Source organism: Streptomyces sp. NPDC046122, assembly GCF_056429965.1.
On record NZ_JBWKLQ010000002.1, the window covers coordinates 259097 to 276897 of the forward strand.

19 protein-coding genes are annotated in these 17801 nt (G+C 72.6%); 10 read left to right on the forward strand and 9 right to left on the reverse strand.

Annotated features, from left to right (window positions below):
• Positions 1 to 47 precede the first annotated feature (47 nt).
• From AC07FK_RS06015 to AC07FK_RS06035, 5 genes are read left to right on the forward strand one after another with little or no spacing between them, the layout of a single operon-like run.
• A complete protein-coding gene (locus AC07FK_RS06015) occupies positions 48 to 857 on the forward strand; it encodes an enoyl-CoA hydratase family protein (RefSeq protein ID WP_479102968.1) in 810 nt (269 codons plus the stop codon).
• Positions 854 to 1702 carry a CoA transferase subunit A gene (locus AC07FK_RS06020; protein WP_479102970.1) on the forward strand — a complete coding sequence of 283 codons (849 nt, stop codon included), beginning with the start codon at positions 854 to 856 and terminating at the stop codon, positions 1700 to 1702. Before AC07FK_RS06015 ends, AC07FK_RS06020 begins: the two co-directional genes overlap by 4 nt.
• The gene (locus AC07FK_RS06025; RefSeq protein ID WP_479102972.1) at positions 1699 to 2445 is read left to right on the forward strand and encodes a CoA-transferase subunit beta; all 747 of its coding nucleotides are present in this window, start codon (positions 1699 to 1701) and stop codon (positions 2443 to 2445) included. Before AC07FK_RS06020 ends, AC07FK_RS06025 begins: the two co-directional genes overlap by 4 nt.
• Entirely contained in the window at positions 2445 to 3527 is a 1083-nt protein-coding gene (locus tag AC07FK_RS06030) for an NAD(P)H-dependent flavin oxidoreductase (RefSeq protein ID WP_479102974.1), read from the forward strand. Before AC07FK_RS06025 ends, AC07FK_RS06030 begins: the two co-directional genes overlap by 1 nt.
• 27 nt (positions 3528 to 3554) lie before the next feature.
• Positions 3555 to 4496 carry a tyrosine-protein phosphatase gene (locus AC07FK_RS06035; protein ID WP_479102976.1) on the forward strand — a complete coding sequence of 314 codons (942 nt, stop codon included), beginning with the start codon at positions 3555 to 3557 and terminating at the stop codon, positions 4494 to 4496.
• Between the two features lie 69 nt (positions 4497 to 4565).
• Here AC07FK_RS06035 and AC07FK_RS06040 read toward each other — a convergent pair whose 3' ends face one another.
• The 5 genes from AC07FK_RS06040 to AC07FK_RS06060 form a co-directional block, all read right to left on the reverse strand.
• Positions 4566 to 6236 (reverse strand): DEAD/DEAH box helicase, encoded by a 1671-nt coding sequence (locus AC07FK_RS06040; RefSeq protein ID WP_479102977.1) that lies wholly within the window; start codon positions 6234 to 6236, stop codon positions 4566 to 4568.
• 89 nt (positions 6237 to 6325) lie between these two features.
• Positions 6326 to 6529 carry a cold-shock protein gene (locus AC07FK_RS06045; RefSeq protein ID WP_015607926.1) on the reverse strand — a complete coding sequence of 68 codons (204 nt, stop codon included), beginning with the start codon at positions 6527 to 6529 and terminating at the stop codon, positions 6326 to 6328.
• Positions 6530 to 6773: 244 nt separating this feature from the next.
• Entirely contained in the window at positions 6774 to 7931 is a 1158-nt protein-coding gene (locus AC07FK_RS06050) for an acetyl-CoA C-acetyltransferase (RefSeq protein WP_479102979.1), read from the reverse strand.
• A 39-nt stretch (positions 7932 to 7970) separates the two neighbouring features.
• Positions 7971 to 8582 carry a TetR/AcrR family transcriptional regulator gene (locus AC07FK_RS06055; protein ID WP_479102981.1) on the reverse strand — a complete coding sequence of 204 codons (612 nt, stop codon included), beginning with the start codon at positions 8580 to 8582 and terminating at the stop codon, positions 7971 to 7973.
• 30 nt (positions 8583 to 8612) lie between these two features.
• Positions 8613 to 9419: an SDR family oxidoreductase gene (locus tag AC07FK_RS06060; RefSeq protein ID WP_479102983.1), complete on the reverse strand. Its 807-nt coding sequence runs from the start codon at positions 9417 to 9419 to the stop codon at positions 8613 to 8615.
• Positions 9420 to 9466: 47 nt separating this feature from the next.
• Between AC07FK_RS06060 and AC07FK_RS06065 the strand changes: the two genes are divergently transcribed.
• From AC07FK_RS06065 to AC07FK_RS06075, 3 genes are read left to right on the forward strand one after another with little or no spacing between them, the layout of a single operon-like run.
• Entirely contained in the window at positions 9467 to 10321 is an 855-nt protein-coding gene (locus tag AC07FK_RS06065) for an enoyl-CoA hydratase (protein ID WP_479102985.1), read from the forward strand.
• The gene (locus AC07FK_RS06070; protein WP_479102987.1) at positions 10321 to 11466 is read left to right on the forward strand and encodes an acyl-CoA dehydrogenase family protein; all 1146 of its coding nucleotides are present in this window, start codon (positions 10321 to 10323) and stop codon (positions 11464 to 11466) included. Before AC07FK_RS06065 ends, AC07FK_RS06070 begins: the two co-directional genes overlap by 1 nt.
• Positions 11466 to 12449 (forward strand): acyl-CoA dehydrogenase family protein, encoded by a 984-nt coding sequence (locus AC07FK_RS06075; protein ID WP_479102989.1) that lies wholly within the window; start codon positions 11466 to 11468, stop codon positions 12447 to 12449. The genes AC07FK_RS06070 and AC07FK_RS06075 overlap by 1 nt, the downstream gene beginning before the upstream one ends.
• On the opposite strand, the gene AC07FK_RS06080 is transcribed toward AC07FK_RS06075, so the two are convergent.
• On the reverse strand, positions 12444 to 12953 hold the full coding sequence (locus tag AC07FK_RS06080) for a pyridoxamine 5'-phosphate oxidase family protein (protein ID WP_479102991.1): 510 nt from the start codon (positions 12951 to 12953) through the stop codon (positions 12444 to 12446). The two genes, AC07FK_RS06075 and AC07FK_RS06080, sit on opposite strands and share 6 nt — an antisense overlap.
• Positions 12954 to 13104: 151 nt before the next feature.
• Between AC07FK_RS06080 and AC07FK_RS06085 the strand changes: the two genes are divergently transcribed.
• Positions 13105 to 14622: an FAD-dependent monooxygenase gene (locus AC07FK_RS06085; protein WP_479102993.1), complete on the forward strand. Its 1518-nt coding sequence runs from the start codon at positions 13105 to 13107 to the stop codon at positions 14620 to 14622.
• A 95-nt stretch (positions 14623 to 14717) separates the two neighbouring features.
• On the opposite strand, the gene AC07FK_RS06090 is transcribed toward AC07FK_RS06085, so the two are convergent.
• The 3 genes from AC07FK_RS06090 to AC07FK_RS06100 all read right to left on the reverse strand — a co-directional run bounded on the left by AC07FK_RS06090 (position 14718) and on the right by AC07FK_RS06100 (position 16636).
• Positions 14718 to 15272, reverse strand: coding sequence for a HutD/Ves family protein (locus AC07FK_RS06090; protein ID WP_479102995.1), 555 nt, complete (start codon positions 15270 to 15272; stop codon positions 14718 to 14720).
• On the reverse strand, positions 15269 to 15985 hold the full coding sequence (locus tag AC07FK_RS06095) for a VWA domain-containing protein (protein WP_479102997.1): 717 nt from the start codon (positions 15983 to 15985) through the stop codon (positions 15269 to 15271). Before AC07FK_RS06095 ends, AC07FK_RS06090 begins: the two co-directional genes overlap by 4 nt.
• Positions 15986 to 16156: 171 nt before the next feature.
• A complete protein-coding gene (locus AC07FK_RS06100; RefSeq protein ID WP_479103912.1) occupies positions 16157 to 16636 on the reverse strand; it encodes a PadR family transcriptional regulator in 480 nt (159 codons plus the stop codon).
• 170 nt (positions 16637 to 16806) lie between these two features.
• Here AC07FK_RS06100 and AC07FK_RS06105 point away from each other — a divergent pair, with 170 nt between their 5' ends.
• Positions 16807 to 17703, forward strand: coding sequence for a rhomboid family intramembrane serine protease (locus AC07FK_RS06105; RefSeq protein WP_479102999.1), 897 nt, complete (start codon positions 16807 to 16809; stop codon positions 17701 to 17703).
• Positions 17704 to 17801 lie beyond the last annotated feature (98 nt).

The following is a 17801-nucleotide window of genomic DNA, read 5'->3' on the forward strand; positions in this document are numbered from 1 at the left end:
CCTTCCCCACCTAACAAATGTTTGGTGGAAAGGTAGCTGATCCGCTCATGGGTGTCTCCACCGCAAGCCCCGAAGGGCCGAACGGTCCGGACAAGGGCATCGCCGTCGTCACCGTCGACTTCCCACCCGTCAACGCGCTGCCCGTGCGGGGCTGGTACGCCCTCGCCGACGCCGTCCGCGCCGCCGGCCGCGACCCCGGCGTGCGCTGCGTCGTGCTCGCGGCCGAGGGGCGCGGCTTCAACGCCGGCGTCGACATCAAGGAGTTGCAGCGCGACCCCGGGCACACCTCCCTCATCGGCGCGAACCGCGGCTGCGCCGAGGCGTTCGCCGCCGTGTACGAGTGCGAGGTGCCCGTCGTCGCGGCCGTCGGCGGGCACTGCCTCGGCGGCGGCATCGGCCTGGTGGGCAACGCCGACGCGATCGTCGCGGCCGACGACGCGACCTTCGGCCTGCCGGAGCTGGACCGGGGCGCGCTCGGGGCCGCCACCCACCTCGCCCGTCTCGTACCGCAGCATCTGATGCGCGCGCTGTACTACACCTCCCGCACGGTCACCGCCGCCGAACTCCACGGCCACGGCTCGGTCTGGAAGGTCGTGCCGCGCGCCCTTCTGCTCGGCGAGGCCCTCGGCCTGGCGCGCGAGATCGCCCGCAAGGACGGCGGTCTGCTCCGGCTCGCCAAGGCCGCGATCAACGGCATCGACCCGGTCGACGTACGCCGCAGCTACCGCTTCGAGCAGGGCTTCACCTTCGAGGCCGGTCTCAGCGGTGTCGCGGACCGCGTGCGGGGCGCCTTCGGCAGCGCACCCGGCGGCAGCGGGAGCGGCGGAGCCCCCGGCGAGGAGGGCGGACGGCCGTGACCGACAAGACGATGACGCCCGACGAGGCCGTCGCACGACTGCGCAGCGGCATGACCGTGGGCATCGGCGGCTGGGGTTCGCGCCGCAAGCCGATGGCGCTCGTGCGCGCACTGCTGCGTTCCGCGGTCAGCGATCTCACCGTCGTCTCGTACGGCGGGCCCGACGTCGGCCTCCTCGCCGCCGCGGGCAGGATCCGCAGGCTGGTCACCGCCTTCGTCACCCTCGACTCGATCCCCCTGGAGCCGCACTTCCGTACGGCCCGCCAGAACGGCGCCTTCGAGCTCACCGAGATCGACGAGGCGATGTTCATGTGGGGACTGCGCGCGGCCGCCCACCGGCTTCCCTTCCTGCCCGTCCGCGCGGGCATCGGCTCCGACGTGATGCGGGTCAACCCGGAGCTGCGTACGGTCACTTCGCCGTACGCCGACGGGGAGGAACTCGTCGCCGTGCCGGCCCTGCGCCTGGACGCCGCACTGGTCCATCTGAACCGCGCGGACCGGCACGGCAACGGCCAGTACCTCGGTCCCGACCCGTACTTCGACGACCTGTTCTGCGAGGCGGCCGACACGGCGTACGTCTCCTGCGAGCAGGTGGTCGAAACGGCGGAGCTGACGAAGGAGGCGCCTGTGCAGAGCCTCCTCGTCCAGCGCCAGTACGTCACCGGCGTGATCGAGACGCCGAACGGCGCGCACTTCACCTCCTGCTCCCCCGACTACGGGCGGGACGAGGCGTTCCAGCGGCTGTACGCGACCACGCCGTGGCCGCGCTTCGCCGCGCGCTTCCTGTCCGGCGACGAGAGGACCTACCAGTGCGCCGTACGGACCTGGCACGAGGAGGGGAGGTGAGCGCGGCCGCCGCGGGCCCCACCCGCGCCGAGTACTGCGTCGTCGCCTGCGCCGAGGCGTGGCGCGGCAACGGAGAGGTACTCGCGAGCCCCATGGGCACGATCCCCCGCATCGGCGCCCGCCTCGCCCGGCGCACCTTCTCCCCCGACCTGCTCCTGACCGACGGCGAGGCCCTGCTGGTCGGCCCGGACGGCACGCCGGAGGGCTGGCTTCCGTACCGCCGGCACCTCGCCGTGGTCACCGGCGGCAGGCGGCACGTCATGATGGGCGCGAGCCAGCTCGACCGGTTCGGCAACCAGAACATCTCCTGCGTCGGCGACTGGCACCGGCCCTCCCGCCAGCTCCTCGGCGTACGCGGCGCGCCCGTCAACACGGTGAACAACCCGACGAGTTACTGGGTCCCCAGGCACTCCCCCCGCGTCTTCGTCGACAAGGTCGACATGGTGTCGGGCGTCGGTTACGACAGCGCGGCCGCCGCCGGCCCGAGCGCCACCCGCTACCACCGCATCCCGCGCGTCGTCACCGACCTGTGCGTCCTCGACTTCGAGACGCCCGACCGCTCGATGCGCCTCGCCTCCCTGCATCCCGGCGTCACCCCGGCCCAGGTCCGGCAGGCCACGGGATTCGCTCTCACCGTCCCCGCCGACGTGCCGTACACGCGCGAGCCCTCCGCCGGGGAACTGCGCCTGATCCGCGAGGTCATCGACCCGGACGGCCTGCGCGACAAGGAGGTCGGACCCTGATGGAGACGGCGCTCACCGCACTCACCGGTGTCAGGTACCCGATCGTGCAGACCGGCATGGGCTGGGTCGCGGGCCCCCGCCTCGTCACCGCGTCCGCCCGCGCGGGCGCGCTCGGCATCCTGGCCTCCGCGACGATGACCACCGACCAACTCCGCGGCGCCGTACGCGAGGTCAAGTCCCGTACGGACGCCCCCTTCGGCGTCAATCTGCGGGCCGACGCGGGCGACGCGCGGACCCGCGTACGGATCATCGTCGAGGAGGGCGTGAAGGTCGCCTCCTTCGCGCTCGCCCCCTCCAGGGACCTGATCGCCGAACTGAAGGACGCGGGTGTGATCGTCGTCCCGTCCGTCGGCGCGCGCCGGCACGCCGAGAAGGTGGCGGCCTGGGGGGCGGACGCCGTCATGGTGCAGGGCGGCGAGGGAGGCGGACACACGGGTGAGGTGGCGACCACCGTCCTGCTTCCCCAGGTCGTCGACGCGGTGGACATCCCCGTGATCGCGGCGGGCGGCTTCTACGACGGCCGCGGCCTGGTCGCCGCGCTGGCGTACGGCGCGGCCGGGATCGGCATGGGCACGCGCTTCCTGCTCACCTCCGACTCGACGGTCCCGGACCGGGTCAAGGCCCTGTATCTTGCGGCGGGCGTCAGGGATGTCACGGTCACGACGGCCGTCGACGGCCTGCCGCACCGCATGCTCCGCACGGACCTCGTCGGCTCCCTCGAACACGCCGGCCGCGTACGGGCGCTGGCACGGGCGGTGCGCCGGGCGGCGGGCTTCCGGCGGATCTCCGGGCTGGGGTGGCCCGCGATGGTCCGCGAGGGTCTGGCGATGCGGCACGGCAAGGACCTGACCTGGGGTCAGGTCCTGCTCGCCGCGAACACTCCGATGCTGCTCCGGGCCTCCATGGTGGAGGGCCGCACCGATCTGGGCGTGATGGCGTCCGGGCAGGTGGCGGGCCTGATCGACGACCTGCCCTCCTGCGCGGAGCTGGTGGCACGTGTCATGGCGGAAGCGGACGAAACCCTCGGACGACTCCGGGCACCCCGCACGGCAGCGCTCCGCACCCTGCCGACACCAGGGTGATCCGGTCCTTCCCACGGGAGTTGTCAGATGAACCCTGCCCGAACCCGGCTCGGCCTTACGGCTGCAGCGGCCGTCTCCGTCCTCGCACTCGGCTGCCCGCCGGTCCCGGCCTCCGCCGCGCCGGCGTCGGTCACCGCGTCGGCCGCCCCGGCCGCCGCCACCTCCAGCGAAACGATCCGCCGGATACCGCTGCAGGGTGCGGTCAACGTCCGCGACCTGGGCGGATACCGTACGTACGACGGGAAGACGGTCCGTTACGGGCAGGTCTACCGCGCCGACGCGCTCAGCAAACTGAGCGACGCCGACGTCACCGTCCTCGGCCGGCTCGGCCTGGCGAAGGTCGTCGACTTCAGGGTCCCGGTCGAGGTCCAGTACGACGGCCCGGACCGGCTTCCCCCCGACCTCGCCCCCACGTCCCGCCCGGTCACCGACAACGGCCTGTACGCGCGGCTGCTCACTGCCATCGGGTCCCGGGACCCGGTGAGACAGGAGGAGATGCTCGGGGGCGGCAGGGCCGAGGCGTTCATGCGGGACGTCTACCGCACGTTCGTCACGAGCCCGGAGAACCGCGCGCGGTTCGCCGAGACACTGCGCGACATCGCGGACAGCGACCGCCGCTCGCCCCTGCTGTACCACTGCACGTCGGGCAAGGACCGTACGGGCTGGACGAGTTACGTGCCGCTGCGAGCGCTCGGCGTACCGTCGCGCACAGGGGAGCGGGACTACCTGGCGTCGAACGCGTACCGCGCGGCGCACGACGCCACGGTGCGCGAGGGGCTGAAGCAGTCCGGGCTCATGCAGAACCCGGATCTGCTGATTCCGCTGCAGGAAGTACGGCTGGACTACCTGGAGTCGGCGCTGGCGGAGGTGGAGGCGCAGTACGGCGGCCTGGACCGTTACCTCACCCAGGGCCTGGGCCTCGACCTCCGCACCCTCGTCAGGCTCCGGGCAGCGCTGCTGCAGCGCTAGGGGGGGCGCCGGTCCTGCCGGCTCCCCCCGCGGTCACGCCGACGCGGCGGCACTCGGCCGCCGCCCGCGTCAGGCGGCGGCGCTCCGGCCGCCGCCCGAACCCCGGCCACCGCGCCTGCGGCCGCCCTGCGCACGCTCACCGGACGCGGCGGCGCGACCGGCGCCCTGCGCCCGCGCACCGGCGCCGCGGCCACCACGGCCACCGGTTACGGAGCCGCCGCCCGCACCGCTCTGGGCGCGCTCGCCCTGCGCACGGCCACCGGCCTGCGCACGGGCGCCGCCGCCCGTGCCGCCACCGGCTCCGCCGCGTCCCGCGCCCGCACCGCGCCCGCCACCGCTCTGCGGACGCCGCTTCGGCTTCGCGGACGCCTGCTGCTGCTGCGGGACCTCGATCACGATGGCGACGCCCGAGGGCTCGCGCGCACCGGTGATCCGGGTCAGCTCGTCGTCGCTGGACTTGACCCGCGCGGTCTGCGGCACGATGCCGGCGGCCGACATCAGCTGCGTCATCTCGCGCTTCTCGTCGGGCAGCACCAGCGTGACGACGCTGCCGGACTCGCCCGCGCGGGCGGTACGGCCGCCCCGGTGCAGGTAGTCCTTGTGGTCGGTCGGCGGGTCGACGTTCACCACCAGGTCGAGGTCGTCGACGTGAATGCCACGGGCCGCCACATTGGTCGCCACCAGCGCGGTGACCTGGCCGTTCTTGAACTGGTCGAGCGTCCGGTTGCGCTGCGGCTGCGAACGGCCGCCGTGCAGCGCCGCCGCGTACACACCGCTGGCGAGCAGCCGCTTGGCGAAACGGTCCGCCGCGCGCTTGGTGTCCACGAAGAGGATCACCCGGCCGTCGCGGGCCGCGATGCGCGTGGCCACGGCCTTCTTGTCGGTCTCGTCGGCGACGTACAGCACGTGGTGCTCCATCGTCGTCACCGCGCCCGCCGACGGGTCGACGGAGTGGACCACCGGGTCGGTCAGGAACATGCGGACGAGCCGGTCGACGTTGCGGTCGAGCGTCGCGGAGAAGAGCATCCGCTGCCCGTCCGGCTCGACCTGCTTCAGCAGCCCCGTGACCTGCGGAAGGAATCCCATGTCGGCCATCTGGTCGGCCTCGTCGAGGACGGTGATCGACACCTGGCCGAGCTCGGCGTCACCGCGCTCGATGAGGTCCTTGAGCCGGCCGGGGGTGGCGACGAGCACCTCCGCGCCGCGGCGCAGCGTGTTCGCCTGCTTGGTGATCGACATGCCGCCGACGACGGTGGCCATGCGCAGGTTCACAGCCGTGGCGTACGGGGTGAGCGCGTCGGTGACCTGCTGCGCCAGCTCGCGGGTGGGCACCAGGACCAGCGCGAGCGGTGCGCGCGGCTCGGAGCGGCGGCCCGCTGTGCGGGCCAGCAGCGCGAGGCCGAACGCGAGGGTCTTGCCGGATCCGGTCCGGCCGCGGCCGAGGATGTCGCGGCCGGCGAGCGAGTTCGGCAGGGTCGCGCCCTGAATGGGGAAGGGCTCGGTCACACCCTGTGCCGCCAGGGTCTTGAGCAGGGCCGCGGGCATGTCGAGAGCGGCGAAGGTCTCGACGGGCGGCAGTGCCGGAGTGATGGTCTCCGGCATCGCGAATTCACCCTGCACGGGCGTGGCCCGGCGGGCGGGGCCCTTCGCGGGGGCCTTGCCGCGAGCGCCCTGCGCGGAACGGGCACGGGCGGGGCGCGCGGAGCGGGTGGTGGCGGCGGGGCGTTCGGAGCGGGTCATTCAGGTTTTGCCTTCCTGGGAACAAGCACAAGCCGGGGCCCGCACCTTCTCGGTGCGGGCCCCGGCTGGCGAGGTATCGCGTCGGCGAATTAGGCCGGGACGATGTTCTCCGCCTGCGGGCCCTTCTGGCCCTGCGTGACGTCGAAGGAGACCTTCTGGCCCTCCTGGAGCTCACGGAAGCCCTGGGTGGCGATGTTGGAGTAGTGGGCGAAGACGTCAGCGCCGCCGCCGTCCTGCTCGATGAAGCCGAAGCCCTTTTCCGAGTTGAACCACTTCACGGTTCCAGTAGCCATGTCATTCTCCTAAAAAACTGGGGCAGATCCGGAAATCCGCACTTCACGGATTCCACGTCGCCGCAATGAGCCCCATCCGGAGAACCGGAAAACAAAATGCGCCTGAGGAAGCATTCCCGTCAGGCGCACATAATGTTTATGGGTACCAAAACTGCAACTCGTCCACCCTAACACGATGCCGCCGGAGCACCACCCCTGACAGGCGAGAAGATCGCCGTACGGGTGACGGCCCCCGCCCGCCACCTCACACGCGTTCGATGATCGTGACGTTCGCCTGGCCGCCGCCCTCGCACATCGTCTGGAGGCCGAACCGGCCTCCAGACCGCTCCAGTTCGTGCAGCAGCGTGGTCATGAGCTTGACGCCGGTGGCCCCCAGCGGGTGCCCCAGGGCGATGGCGCCGCCGTTGACGTTCACCCGGGCGGGGTCGGCGCCCGTCTCCTTCAGCCACGCCAGCACGACCGGGGCGAACGCCTCGTTGATCTCGACCAGGTCGATGTCGTCGATCGTCATGCCCGCCTTCTTGAGCGCGTACGCCGTCGCGGGGACGGGCGCGGACAGCATGCGGATCGGGTCCTCGCCGCGCACGGACAGGTGGTGGACGCGGGCGCGCGGGGTGAGCCCGTGTTCCGCGACCGCCCGTTCGGAGGCGATCAGCATCGCCGCCGCGCCGTCCGAGACCTGGGACGAACAGGCCGCCGTGATCGTGCCGCCCTCGACGACCGGCTTCAGCGCCGCCATCTTCGCCGGCGTGGTGTCCCGGCGGGGTCCCTCGTCGACCGTGACGTTCCCGTACGCCACCGTCTCGCGCTCGAAGCGGCCCTCGTCGATCGCGCGCACCGCCCGCCGGTGCGAGAGGAGCGCGTACTCCTCCATGTCGCGCCGCGAGATGCCCCACTTCTCGGCGATCAGCTGTGCGCCGTGGAACTGGTCGACCGGCAGCGAGCCGTACCGCGCGCGCCAGCCCCGTGAGCCCGCGAACGGGCCCTCCGTGAGACCGAGGGGTTCCGCCGCCCGCCGGGACGCGAAGGCGATCGGGACCTGCGTCATGTTCTGGACGCCCCCGGCGACCACCAGGTCCTGTGTGCCCGACAGCACGCCCTGGGCGGCGAAGTGCACCGCCTGCTGCGAGGAGCCGCACTGGCGGTCGACGGTGACGCCGGGCACCTCCTCGGGCAGCCCCGCCGCGAGCCACGCCGTACGGGCGATGTCGCCGGCCTGCGGGCCCACCGTGTCCAGGCAGCCGAACACGACGTCCTCGACCGCCGACGGGTCGATTCCGGATCGCGTGACGAGGGCCCGCAGAACGTGCGCTCCCAGGTCGGCGGGGTGGGCGGCCGCGAGCCCTCCGCCGCGCCGGCCGACGGGGGTGCGTACCGCTTCGACGATGTAGGCCTCGGCCATGGCTGCTGCTCCTTCGATGACGAACGTCCGACAAGCGGTTCACGTACGCAGAGCGATGCCGTCCAGGACCATCGACAGGTACTGGCGGGCGATCTCCTCGGGGCTGTGCAGGCCGCCCGGCCGGTACCAGGACGCGGCGACCCAGACGGTGTCGCGGACGAAGCGGTAGGTGAGCCGGACGTCGAGGTCGGCTCGGAAGACACGCGCCTTCACCCCGCGCTCCAGCGTCCCGAGCCATGCCTTCTCGAACTTCCGCTGGGAGTCGGCGAGGTACTGGAAGCGGGGCTGTGCGGACAGGTGCCTGGACTCCTTCTGGTAGATCGCGACGGCGGCGCGGTGCCGGTCGATCTCCCGGAAGGACTCGGTGACGAGCGCTTCGATGGTCTCCCTCGGTCCGAGTCCGGCGGCGAGCACGGCGTCGTACCCCTCCCACAGCTCGTCGAGGAAGGTGGAGAGGATCTCGTCGAGCATCGATTCCTTGGAATCGAAGTGGTAGTAGAGGCTGCCGGCGAGCATGCCGGCGGCATCCGCGATCTTGCGGACGGTCGTGGCGTTGTAGCCCTGGGCGGCGAACACCTCGGCTGCCGTGCCGAGGAGTTCGCGGCGCCGCTCGGGCGAGGCGGTCACCTGGTTCTTCTTCGATGGGGGCACGCTGCCATTGTCCGCCCGGGCGCGATCCGTCTAGGCACGCCGGCTGCTGACGGAGACCGTCTCGCCGGTCATGTACGAGGAGTAGCCGCTCGCCAGGAAGACGACGACGTTCGCGACCTCCCACGGCTCGGCGTGGCGTCCGAACGCCTCACGTTCGGTGAGTTCCGCGAGCAGCTCGGCGGAGGTCACCTTCACCAGGTGCGGATGCATGGCGAGGCTCGGCGCGACGGCGTTCACGCGCACGCCGTACGCCGCCGCCTCGACGGCCGCGCAGCGGGTGAGCGCCATGACGCCGGCCTTGGCGGCGGCGTAGTGGGCCTGGCCCGCCTGGGCGCGCCAGCCGACGACGGAGGCGTTGTTGACGACGACGCCGCCCCGGCCGCCCGCCCGCATGGCGCGCAGGGCCGCGCGGGTGCAGCGGAAGGTCCCGTTCAGCGTGACGTCGAGGACCTGGGTCCACTGGTCGTCGCTCATGTCGACAAGTTCGGCCGTGCCGCCGAGTCCGGCGTTGTTGAAGACGATGTCCAGGCCGCCGTGTTCCCGTACGGCGAGATCGAAGAGGGCGCGCACCTGTGCTTCCTGGGTGACATCGCACAGCAGGGAGTCGACGTTCCCGGCGCCGAACTCGTCGGCGAGGGCCTCCTCGGTCTGCTTCAGGCGGCGGGCGTGCGCGTCGCCGAGGAGGACGCGGGCTCCCTCTTCGAGGAACCGGCGCGCCGTGGCGCCGCCGATGCCGGCCCCGGCGGCGGCGGTGACGACAGCGGTACGGCCGCCCAGCAGGCCGTGCCCGGGAACGTACGCGGGGCCTGGGGCGCGGGACTCCTCGACGCTGCTCATGGCCGTACGTTAACCTACCAAACACTTGTTAGGGAAGGATGTGCCCGATGCCCACGCCCCCCGCCCACGAGCCTCCCGTCCGCTACGAGCGACGCGGGCCTCTCGCGTACGTCACCCTCAACCGCCCGCGCTACCGCAACGCCCAGAACTCCGCGATGACCTACGCCCTGGACGCCGCCCTCTACCGCGCGGCCGACGACTCCGGGGTGAAGGTGGTGGTGCTGGCCGGGGCGGGTGACCACTTCTGCGCCGGTCACGACATCGGAACGCCCGAACGCGACGCCCACCTGCCCTTCGAGCGCAGAGCGGGCCTCTGGTGGGACCACAGCGACAAGCAGGGCGCCGAGTCGCGCTTCGCGCGCGAGTCGGAGGTCTACCTGGGGATGTGCCGGCGCTGGCGCGAGCTGCCGAAGCCGGTCGTCGCGTCCGTCCAGGGGGCGTGCGTCGCGGGAGGGCTGATGCTCGCCTGGATCTGCGATCTGATCGTCGCCTCCGAGGACGCGTTCTTCGCCGATCCGGTGGTGCGGATGGGCATCCCGGGTGTCGAGTACTTCGCGCACCCCTGGGTGATGCCGCCGCGGATCGCCAAGGAGTTCCTCTACACGGGCGACCGCATGCCCGCGCGGAGGGCGTACGAGGTCGGCATGGTCAACCGGGTCGTGGAACGGTCGGAACTGGCGGAGCGCACCGAGGAGCTCGCTCTGCGGATCGCGCGCATGCCGCGCCTGGGACTGGCGCTCACCAAGCGGGCGGTCAATCAGGCGGAGGACCTCCAGGGCATGCACGCCGGCATGGACTCCGTCTTCGGACTGCACCACCTCGCGCACGCCCACAACGCCGAGACGGCCGCCGACCCGCTCGGCGGGATGGACGTCTCCGCGATGAAGAAGGCGAGCTCCTGATGGACCTCCGGCACACCCCGCAGGAGGACGCCTTCCGCGCCGAGGCGCGCGCGTGGCTGGCCGCGCACGTCCCCTCGCGGCCGCTCCCCTCCCTGGAGACGGAGGAGGGGTTCGCCGCGCACCGCGCCTGGGAGGGACGGCTGCACGCGGACCGCTGGTCGGTCGTGTCGTGGCCGCCCGAGTACGGCGGCAGGGGCGTCGACATCTTCATGTGGCTGGTGTTCGAGGAGGAGTACTTCGCGGCGGGCGCCCCGGGCCGGGTCTCGCAGAACGGCATCAACCTGCTCGCTCCGACGCTCTTCGACCATGCCACGCAGGAGCAGCGCGCCCGGGTTCTGCCGTCCATGGCGAGTGGCGAGGTGATCTGGGCGCAGGCGTGGTCCGAGCCCGGGGCGGGATCGGACCTGGCGTCCCTCACGTCCCGCGCCGTACGGACGGACGGGGGGTGGCTGCTGTCCGGACAGAAGACCTGGTCGACGCGGGCCGCCTTCGCGGACCGCGCCTTCGGGATCTTCCGTACGGACCCCGGAGCGGCGAAGCCGCACCACGGCCTGACCTACCTGATGTTCGACCTGCGGGCGCGGGGGGTCACGGTCCGGCCCGTCGGCCGTCTCGACGGCAGGCCTGCGTTCGCGGAGATCTTCCTGGACGACGTGTTCGTGCCGGACGAGGACGTCATCGGGGAGCCGGGGCAGGGCTGGCGGATCGCGATGTCCACGACCGGCAACGAGCGCGGGCTGACCCTGCGCTCCCCGGGCCGGTTCGTCGCCGCAGCGCAGCGGCTCGTACAGCGATGGCGCGCGTCGGCGGATCCGTCGGACACGGCGCTGCGCGACCGGGTGGCGGACGCGGTCGTGGGTGCGCGTGCCTACCGGCTGTTCACGTACGCCAACGCGTCGCGCTTCGCGGCGGGCGCGTCCGTCGGGGCGGAGTCCAGTCTCAACAAGGTGTTCTGGTCGGAGTACGACATCGCCCTGCACGAGACCGCGCTCGACCTCCTGGGCGCGGACGCCGAGCTGGCGGACGGCGAGTGGGCGGAGGGGCACCTCTTCTCGCTCGCCGGGCCCATCTACGCGGGAACGAACGAGATCCAGCGCGACATCGTCGCCGAGCGGTTGCTCGGCCTGCCGAAGGGCCGCCGCTGATGAGGTTTCTGCTGACCGGTGAGCAGGCCGCTTTCGGGCGTTCCCTGGACGCGATGCTGACGGCGGCGGACACGCCTTCGGCCGCACGGGCGTGGGCGGCGGGAAACGCCGTTCCCGGGAACACGCTGTGGGAGCGCCTGGGAGCGGCGGGCGTCTTCGCACTGGCCGTTCCCGAGCAGTACGAGGGGGTGGGTCCGCTGCCGGTCGAACTGGCCGTGGCGTACGGGGAACTCGGGCGGCACGCCGTGCCCGGCCCGGTGGTGGAGACCGCCGCGGCCGCCGCGCTGCTGGCCCGCCTGGCCGAGCACGGCGAGACGGGTCCCGCGAAGCGGCTGCTTCCGGCGCTGGCGTCCGGCGGGGCGAGCGCCACGCTCACACTGCCCGGGGGGAGCCCGTACGCGCTGGACGCGGATGCGGCGACGTACGTCCTCGCCGTGCGCGGTGAGGAACTGCGGCTCGCTCCCGGGTACGGCGCGCTCCACGCGTCCTCGGACCCGGCGCGGCGGCTGTACCGGCCCGACCCGGGTGGCGAGCCGCTCGCGTCGGGGCCCGCCGTGACGGCTGCCGCCGGGTACGCCGCCGACTGGGCGGCGTTCGCCACGGCGGCGCAGGCGCTGGGCGCCGGGTTCGCCCTGCTGGAGCGGACGGTGGCGTACGCCAAGCAGCGCACCCAGTTCGGCACGGCGATCGGCGGGTTCCAGGCGGTCAAGCACCGGCTGGCCGACACCCTGATCGGGCTTGAGTTCGCCCGGCCGCTGCTCTTCGGCGCGGCGCTGTCCATGACGACCGCCGACATCGCGGCGGCGAAGCTCACGGCGGGCGAGGCCGCGTACGCCGCTGCCCGTACGGCGCTGCAACTGCACGGGGCGGTCGGCTACACCGAGGAGCTCGACCTCTCCCTCTGGCTGCGCAAGGCGCGACCGCTGCGCGACGCGTGGGGGACGCCGTCGGAGTGCCGGCGCAGGGTGCTCGCCGCTTCATGAATCCTCGCGGGGCGCTTCCTCTCCGTTGCCCCGGCGGATCGTCCGCACCGGACCGCCGGGGCGCCAGGCGCGTACGACGAGTTCCTCTCCCTCGACGGAGGTCGCGACCACCTCGGTCGGCCGCACCCGGAACAGATGGAACGGCTCGGGCGGCGCGACCTCGCCGGAGAACCGGGCGATCTCCCCGGGATCGGTGACCTCCACCGCCCGGCCGCTGATCCGCACGTCCCCGTCGCGCATGTCGTCGCCCGGTCCGGGGTTCGCCTGGACGGCGAAGCGCGGATCGCGCCGCAGGTCCCGGGCCTTGCGCGAGTCCGGCATCATGCCGAGCCACAACCCGCCGTTCAGGAAGGCCACTTCGAGTCCGGTCACCCGGGGCGACCCGTCCTTGCGGATCGTCGCGAGGACGTGATGCCTGTACTGCTGGAACCGGCGGCGCACGGCCCGCTCGAACTCCGGTTGCTCCGCGTGGAAATCCGCCCAGTCCGCCCAGTCGTCGCTCATGCCGCCGAGTCAAGCGTGGATACCGGACACCGTCTGTCGCACTTCCCGGACATCAACACCCGTAGGCCCACAGCCGTTGACGCGCCCCGTCACCCGCTCTACATTGACAACAGGCGTTGACCAACAACCGTTGGCATCAGGAGGAGTCGTCATGAACGGCACGATCGGTACCACTTCGCAGCGCCACGTCGTCGTGGTCGGCGCGGGCCCCACCGGGCTGCTGCTCGCCGGCGATCTCGCCGCGGCGGGTGTGCCCGTCACCGTGGTGGAGCGCCGCCCGCCGCGCGTCAGCAACCTGACACGGGCCTTCGCGGTGCACGCCCGCTCCCTGGAGCAGTTCGACGCGCGCGGTCTCGCCGGCGAACTCCTGTCCACCGGCAGGCTCGTCACCCGGCTGCGGCTCTTCGGCTCGCTCGACGCCGACCTGTCCGCACTCCCCTCGCGCTTCCCCTGCCTGCTGGTGACCCCGCAGTACGAGGTGGAGAAGCTGCTGCTGCGCCGGGCCGAGGAGAACGGCGCCGCGTTCCTGCACGGCGCGCAGGTCACCGGGATCGGGCAGGACGGCACGGGCGTGACGCTCGACGTGCGGCGCGAGGACGGCACCACCACGACGCTGCGCGCCGCCTACGCGGTGGGCGCGGACGGGGTGCGCAGCGCGGTGCGCGAGGCTCTGGGCGTCCCCTTCCCCGGCCACGCGGTCATCAAGTCGATCGTGCTGGCCGACGTCAAGCTGGCGCGGGAGCCCGAGCGTACGGCCGCGATCGAGAGCCGGGGAACGGCGTTCGGCTTCCTCATCGCGTTCGGGGACGGGTACTGGCGCGTGGGCGGCTGGGACCGCAGGCGCGGCGAGGTCCCCGACACCGCGCCCGTCGGGCTGGACGAGCTGCGCGCGATCACCCGCCAGGCTTTCGGCACCGACTTCGGCATGCACGACGCCCGCTGGATCTCCCGCTTCCACAGCGACGAACGGCAGGTGCCGCGGTACCGCGTCGGCCGGGTCCTGCTCGCCGGCGACGCGGCGCACACGCACTCCCCGGCCGGGGGCCAGGGCATGAACACCGGGCTCCAGGACGCGGCCAACCTCGGCTGGAAGCTGGCCGCCGTGGTGAACGGGCAGGCGCCGGACGACCTGCTGGACTCGTACCACGACGAACGGCACCCCGTCGGGCAGGCCGTGGTGCGCAGCAGCGGCGCCCTCATTCGCCTGGCCATGGCCAACGGCCCGCTCGGGCGCGTTCTTCGCGGTGCGCTGACGCAGGCCGTCCGTCATGTGCCGCCCGTGACCCGCAGGACGGTCGGCCGGATCACCGGCATCGGGTACGCGTACGGTGCTCCGCGCGGCGCCCACCGGCTCACCGGCAGGCGGGTGCCGGACGTCGAGCTCGCGGAGGGCCGGCTGTACGAACTGCTGCGCGCGGGGCGGTTCGTGCTCATCACTCCGCGCGGTGCGCGGACCGTTCACGGGGAGGACCTCACCGTGGCGCACTGGACGAGCGACCGCCGTACGACGCTGCTCGTGCGCCCCGACGGACACGCGGCCTGGGCGTCGGAAACCGGCCCGGCCGAGAAGTCCGGTGGCGGTGAGGACGGCGGGGAGATCACGGTCACGGTCGCCGGGATGCGGGTGTCCTGGAGTACCGCGACGCACTCATCGGTACCGCGCGGCTGACCCGGCGGCGGAGCACCCCGCCGGTCCGCCGCACGAAGCCCCGACGCTCCGCCCACCGCACCCCCGGGCCGGCTCCCGCCGACCCGGGAGCCGGTTCAGCGGGCGGGCGTCAGCGTGACGACCGCCGCGTGGCCCCGGGTGAACAGGGGGCCCGGCGCGGTGGTCACCACGGCGTCGTGGCGGGCGAGCTCGACGCCGTCGAACGTCGCCGTTCCGTCCAGGGCGACGATCACCACCGTCGCACCCGGCGGGACCGCCACGTCCAGGCCGCCGCGCAGCGACGCGACCCGGGCGGCCGTCCGGCCCCGGCGGTGCATGACATTGAAGTTCACGACCCGGCCGCCGAGCAGCCGGCAGTCGGTGGCGACGTCCCCGGGGAATTGCTGGGGGACGTACCGCTCGTCGACGAGACGTCGCTCCCCGCCCACCGTGAGGTCCATCCCCATGCCCTCGGCCATCGTCAGGATCCGGTCCACCTCGGGAAACGCCGAGAACGGGCCGTCGCCTTCGACCTCCGCCAGACTGATCCGCCAGTCGAAGCCCGCCGTCCCGACGCCTTCGGGGGAAGCGGCGATCTCCCGGGTGATCCCGCCGCCGTTCTTCCACGCCACGGCCTCTCGGCCGGCCGCCCGCAGCACCCTGCGCGTCATCGCACGATGCCCTGCGACCGCGCCGCCGCCAGCCAGGCCGGGAACTCCCCCACCAGCCGGTCGTACAGATCCGCGTCGGAGACCTCGCGCGGGTCGAGCCCGGCGTGGAAGTAGCCCGCGTTGTCGATCGGACGCCTGGCCGGGACGGCCAGTTCGTCGAGCTTGCGCAGGAAGTCGAACTGCGTGCTGCGCGTATTGCCGAAGCCCACGAACTGCCAGAACAGCGGCAGCTTCGCGGCCTTGCAGACGTACCGCTCGGCCGCCAGCTTGTTGATGGGCCCGCCGTCGGTCTGGAAGACGACCAGAGCGGGCGCCGTCGATCCGCTGTCGAGGTAGTGGTCGATCACGGCGTCCATGGCCAGGTGGTAGCTGGTCTTGCCCATGTGGCCGAGCCCGGCGACGATCTCGTCGATCCGGCCGCGATGGTTGTCGAGGGCGATGTCCGTGGTCGCGTCGACGTCCGTGGAGAAGAAGACGAGCGGCACGCTGCCGTCGTCGTCCAGGTTGGCCGAGAGCCCGAGGACGCGGTCCGCGAGCGCCTGCACGCTGCCGTCCCGGTAGTACGGCTTCATGGAACCCGAGTAGTCGAGGACCAGGTACACGGCGGCACGCTCCCCGCTCAGCCCGTGCTTCCGCAGGGACACGCCCGCACTCTTGTAGAAGCTGACGATCGCGGGCGCGGTCTCCTCGACCTTGTGGAGGCTTATCGCCACGTCGGGTCTCTCCGTTTCGTACGGGGGGTGCGTGAACAGGCGTCAGGGACAAGGCTGCTGAGATTACGCGACCGCCGCCGGGGACGGCCGGGTGTTCCGCGTGCAGCGGATCGACGCGGCCGACGCCTGCGGTCCGCCGCGCCACCGCGGCGGGGCGGCGCCGCTCCCCGCCTACGGCCGCGCGCCGCGCCCGCGCTCCTCGGCTTCCAGCTCCTCGATGTCCGCCAGCATGGCGTCCGCCAAGTCCCACTCGGCCGCGTAGTACCGCTCGGCCCACTTGAGGGTGAGCGCGGGGTACGCCCACGCCGCCTCGTCCCTCGCGCTCTCGATGTCCGTCAGCGCGCGCCCGCGCATCGTCTCCGCGAACTCCCGGTGCCCGCGCAGCACGTCACGCGTCTGCTCGGGTTCGAGGAGGTGCCCGAGCCAGAGCCGCAGCATCGGCCCGTGCTTGAGCACCGGCTGGTCGACGGGGGCCTCGCGCGCCCAGGCGCGGACGGCGTCCATGCCCGTGCCGGTGATCCGGTACACGCGCTTGTCGCGCGTTCCGGTCTCCTGGGCGATCAGGCGCGAGGTCGCGAAGCCGGCTCGCTCCAGCCGCTTGAGCTCGCTGTAGATCTGGCTGAACGACGGGCTCCAGTAGAAGAAGCGCAGCGACGCGTCCGCCCACGTCGTCGTACGTCACCGGGGCCGAGTTCACCGTGGACGGCGGGTCGACGGCCGGGCGACGGGACACCCCGGACCGCTACGCGCCGGTACGTTATCTTGATCGGCGCCGACCCCCACCGGCTCTCCCGTCAGCCCAGAAGTCCAAGGAGTCGGCCGTGGAAGCCGCTGTCACGACGTGTTACCGCCACCCGAAGTACGAGACGTTCGTGAGCTGCACGCGCTGCGACCGCTTCATCTGTCCCGACTGCATGCGTGAGGCGGCCGTCGGTCATCAGTGCCCCGACTGCGTGAAGGAGGGCCACAGATCGGTCCGCCGTGCCCGCACGGTCTTCGGCGGCTCGGTGGCCGGCGCGGCCGCGCCGGTGGTGACGTACGCGCTGATCGCCCTGAACGTCCTCGCCTACCTGACGGAGCTGGCGAATCCCGGCGTCCTCCACCGGTTCGGGATGCTCGGCTGGGGCCTGCTGGGCCCGGAGAGCGGCTCCTACGCGGTCCCGACGGTCGCCGGCGTCGCGGAGGGCGAGTGGTACCGGCTGCTCACCGGCGCCTTCCTCCACCTGTCACCGACCGGCGGCAGCTTCGGCATCATGCACATCGTCATGAACATGTTCTGTCTGTGGAACATCGGCAGGACGGTCGAGGACCAGCTGGGCCGGGCGCGCTACGCCGGGCTGTATCTGCTGTCCGCCCTCGGCGGTTCGGTGCTGGTCTACCTGGTCGCGCCGCACAGCCTCGTCGTGGGCGCCTCGGGCGCCGTCTTCGGGGTCTCGGCCTCGTACTACGTGATCTCCCGCCGCCTGGGCCGGGACATGGGCGCCGTCAACCGCTTCCTCGCGGGACTCATGATCTGGATGGTCGTGTCGGCCCTGTTCACCTCCTGGCAGGCCCACCTGGGCGGGCTGCTCACCGGCGGCCTGGTCAGCCTGGCCCTGGCGTACGCGCCCCGGAAGAACCGCACCGCGATCCAGGTGGCCGCGGGTGCCGGGGTGCTGGTGCTGCTGTGCGCGCTCGTCCTGATGAAGACGCAGTCGCTGACCTCGTTCGCGGTCTGAGCCCCGGCAGCGCACCGGACCCCCGGGCCGCGGGCGCCCGGCGGGCGCGCGGGCACACGCAACGGCGCCCGCCCAGTGTCCGGTCGGGGACAGGGCGG

Bases quoted from the DNA above. Each gene is read 5' to 3' on its own strand.
- AC07FK_RS06015 (WP_479102968.1), top strand. From the start codon at position 48: ATGGGTGTCTCCACCGCAAGCCCCGAAGGGCCGAACGGTCCGGACAAG.
- AC07FK_RS06030 (WP_479102974.1), top strand. From the start codon at position 2,445: ATGGAGACGGCGCTCACCGCACTCACCGGTGTCAGGTACCCGATCGTG.
- AC07FK_RS06035 (WP_479102976.1), top strand. From the start codon at position 3,555: ATGAACCCTGCCCGAACCCGGCTCGGCCTTACGGCTGCAGCGGCCGTC.
- AC07FK_RS06040 (WP_479102977.1), bottom strand. From the start codon at position 6,236: ATGACCCGCTCCGAACGCCCCGCCGCCACCACCCGCTCCGCGCGCCCC.
- AC07FK_RS06045 (WP_015607926.1), bottom strand. From the start codon at position 6,529: ATGGCTACTGGAACCGTGAAGTGGTTCAACTCGGAAAAGGGCTTCGGC.
- AC07FK_RS06050 (WP_479102979.1), bottom strand. From the start codon at position 7,931: ATGGCCGAGGCCTACATCGTCGAAGCGGTACGCACCCCCGTCGGCCGG.
- AC07FK_RS06060 (WP_479102983.1), bottom strand. From the start codon at position 9,419: ATGAGCAGCGTCGAGGAGTCCCGCGCCCCAGGCCCCGCGTACGTTCCC.
- AC07FK_RS06065 (WP_479102985.1), top strand. From the start codon at position 9,467: ATGCCCACGCCCCCCGCCCACGAGCCTCCCGTCCGCTACGAGCGACGC.
- AC07FK_RS06070 (WP_479102987.1), top strand. From the start codon at position 10,321: ATGGACCTCCGGCACACCCCGCAGGAGGACGCCTTCCGCGCCGAGGCG.
- AC07FK_RS06075 (WP_479102989.1), top strand. From the start codon at position 11,466: ATGAGGTTTCTGCTGACCGGTGAGCAGGCCGCTTTCGGGCGTTCCCTG.
- AC07FK_RS06080 (WP_479102991.1), bottom strand. From the start codon at position 12,953: ATGAGCGACGACTGGGCGGACTGGGCGGATTTCCACGCGGAGCAACCG.
- AC07FK_RS06085 (WP_479102993.1), top strand. From the start codon at position 13,105: ATGAACGGCACGATCGGTACCACTTCGCAGCGCCACGTCGTCGTGGTC.
- AC07FK_RS06090 (WP_479102995.1), bottom strand. From the start codon at position 15,272: ATGACGCGCAGGGTGCTGCGGGCGGCCGGCCGAGAGGCCGTGGCGTGG.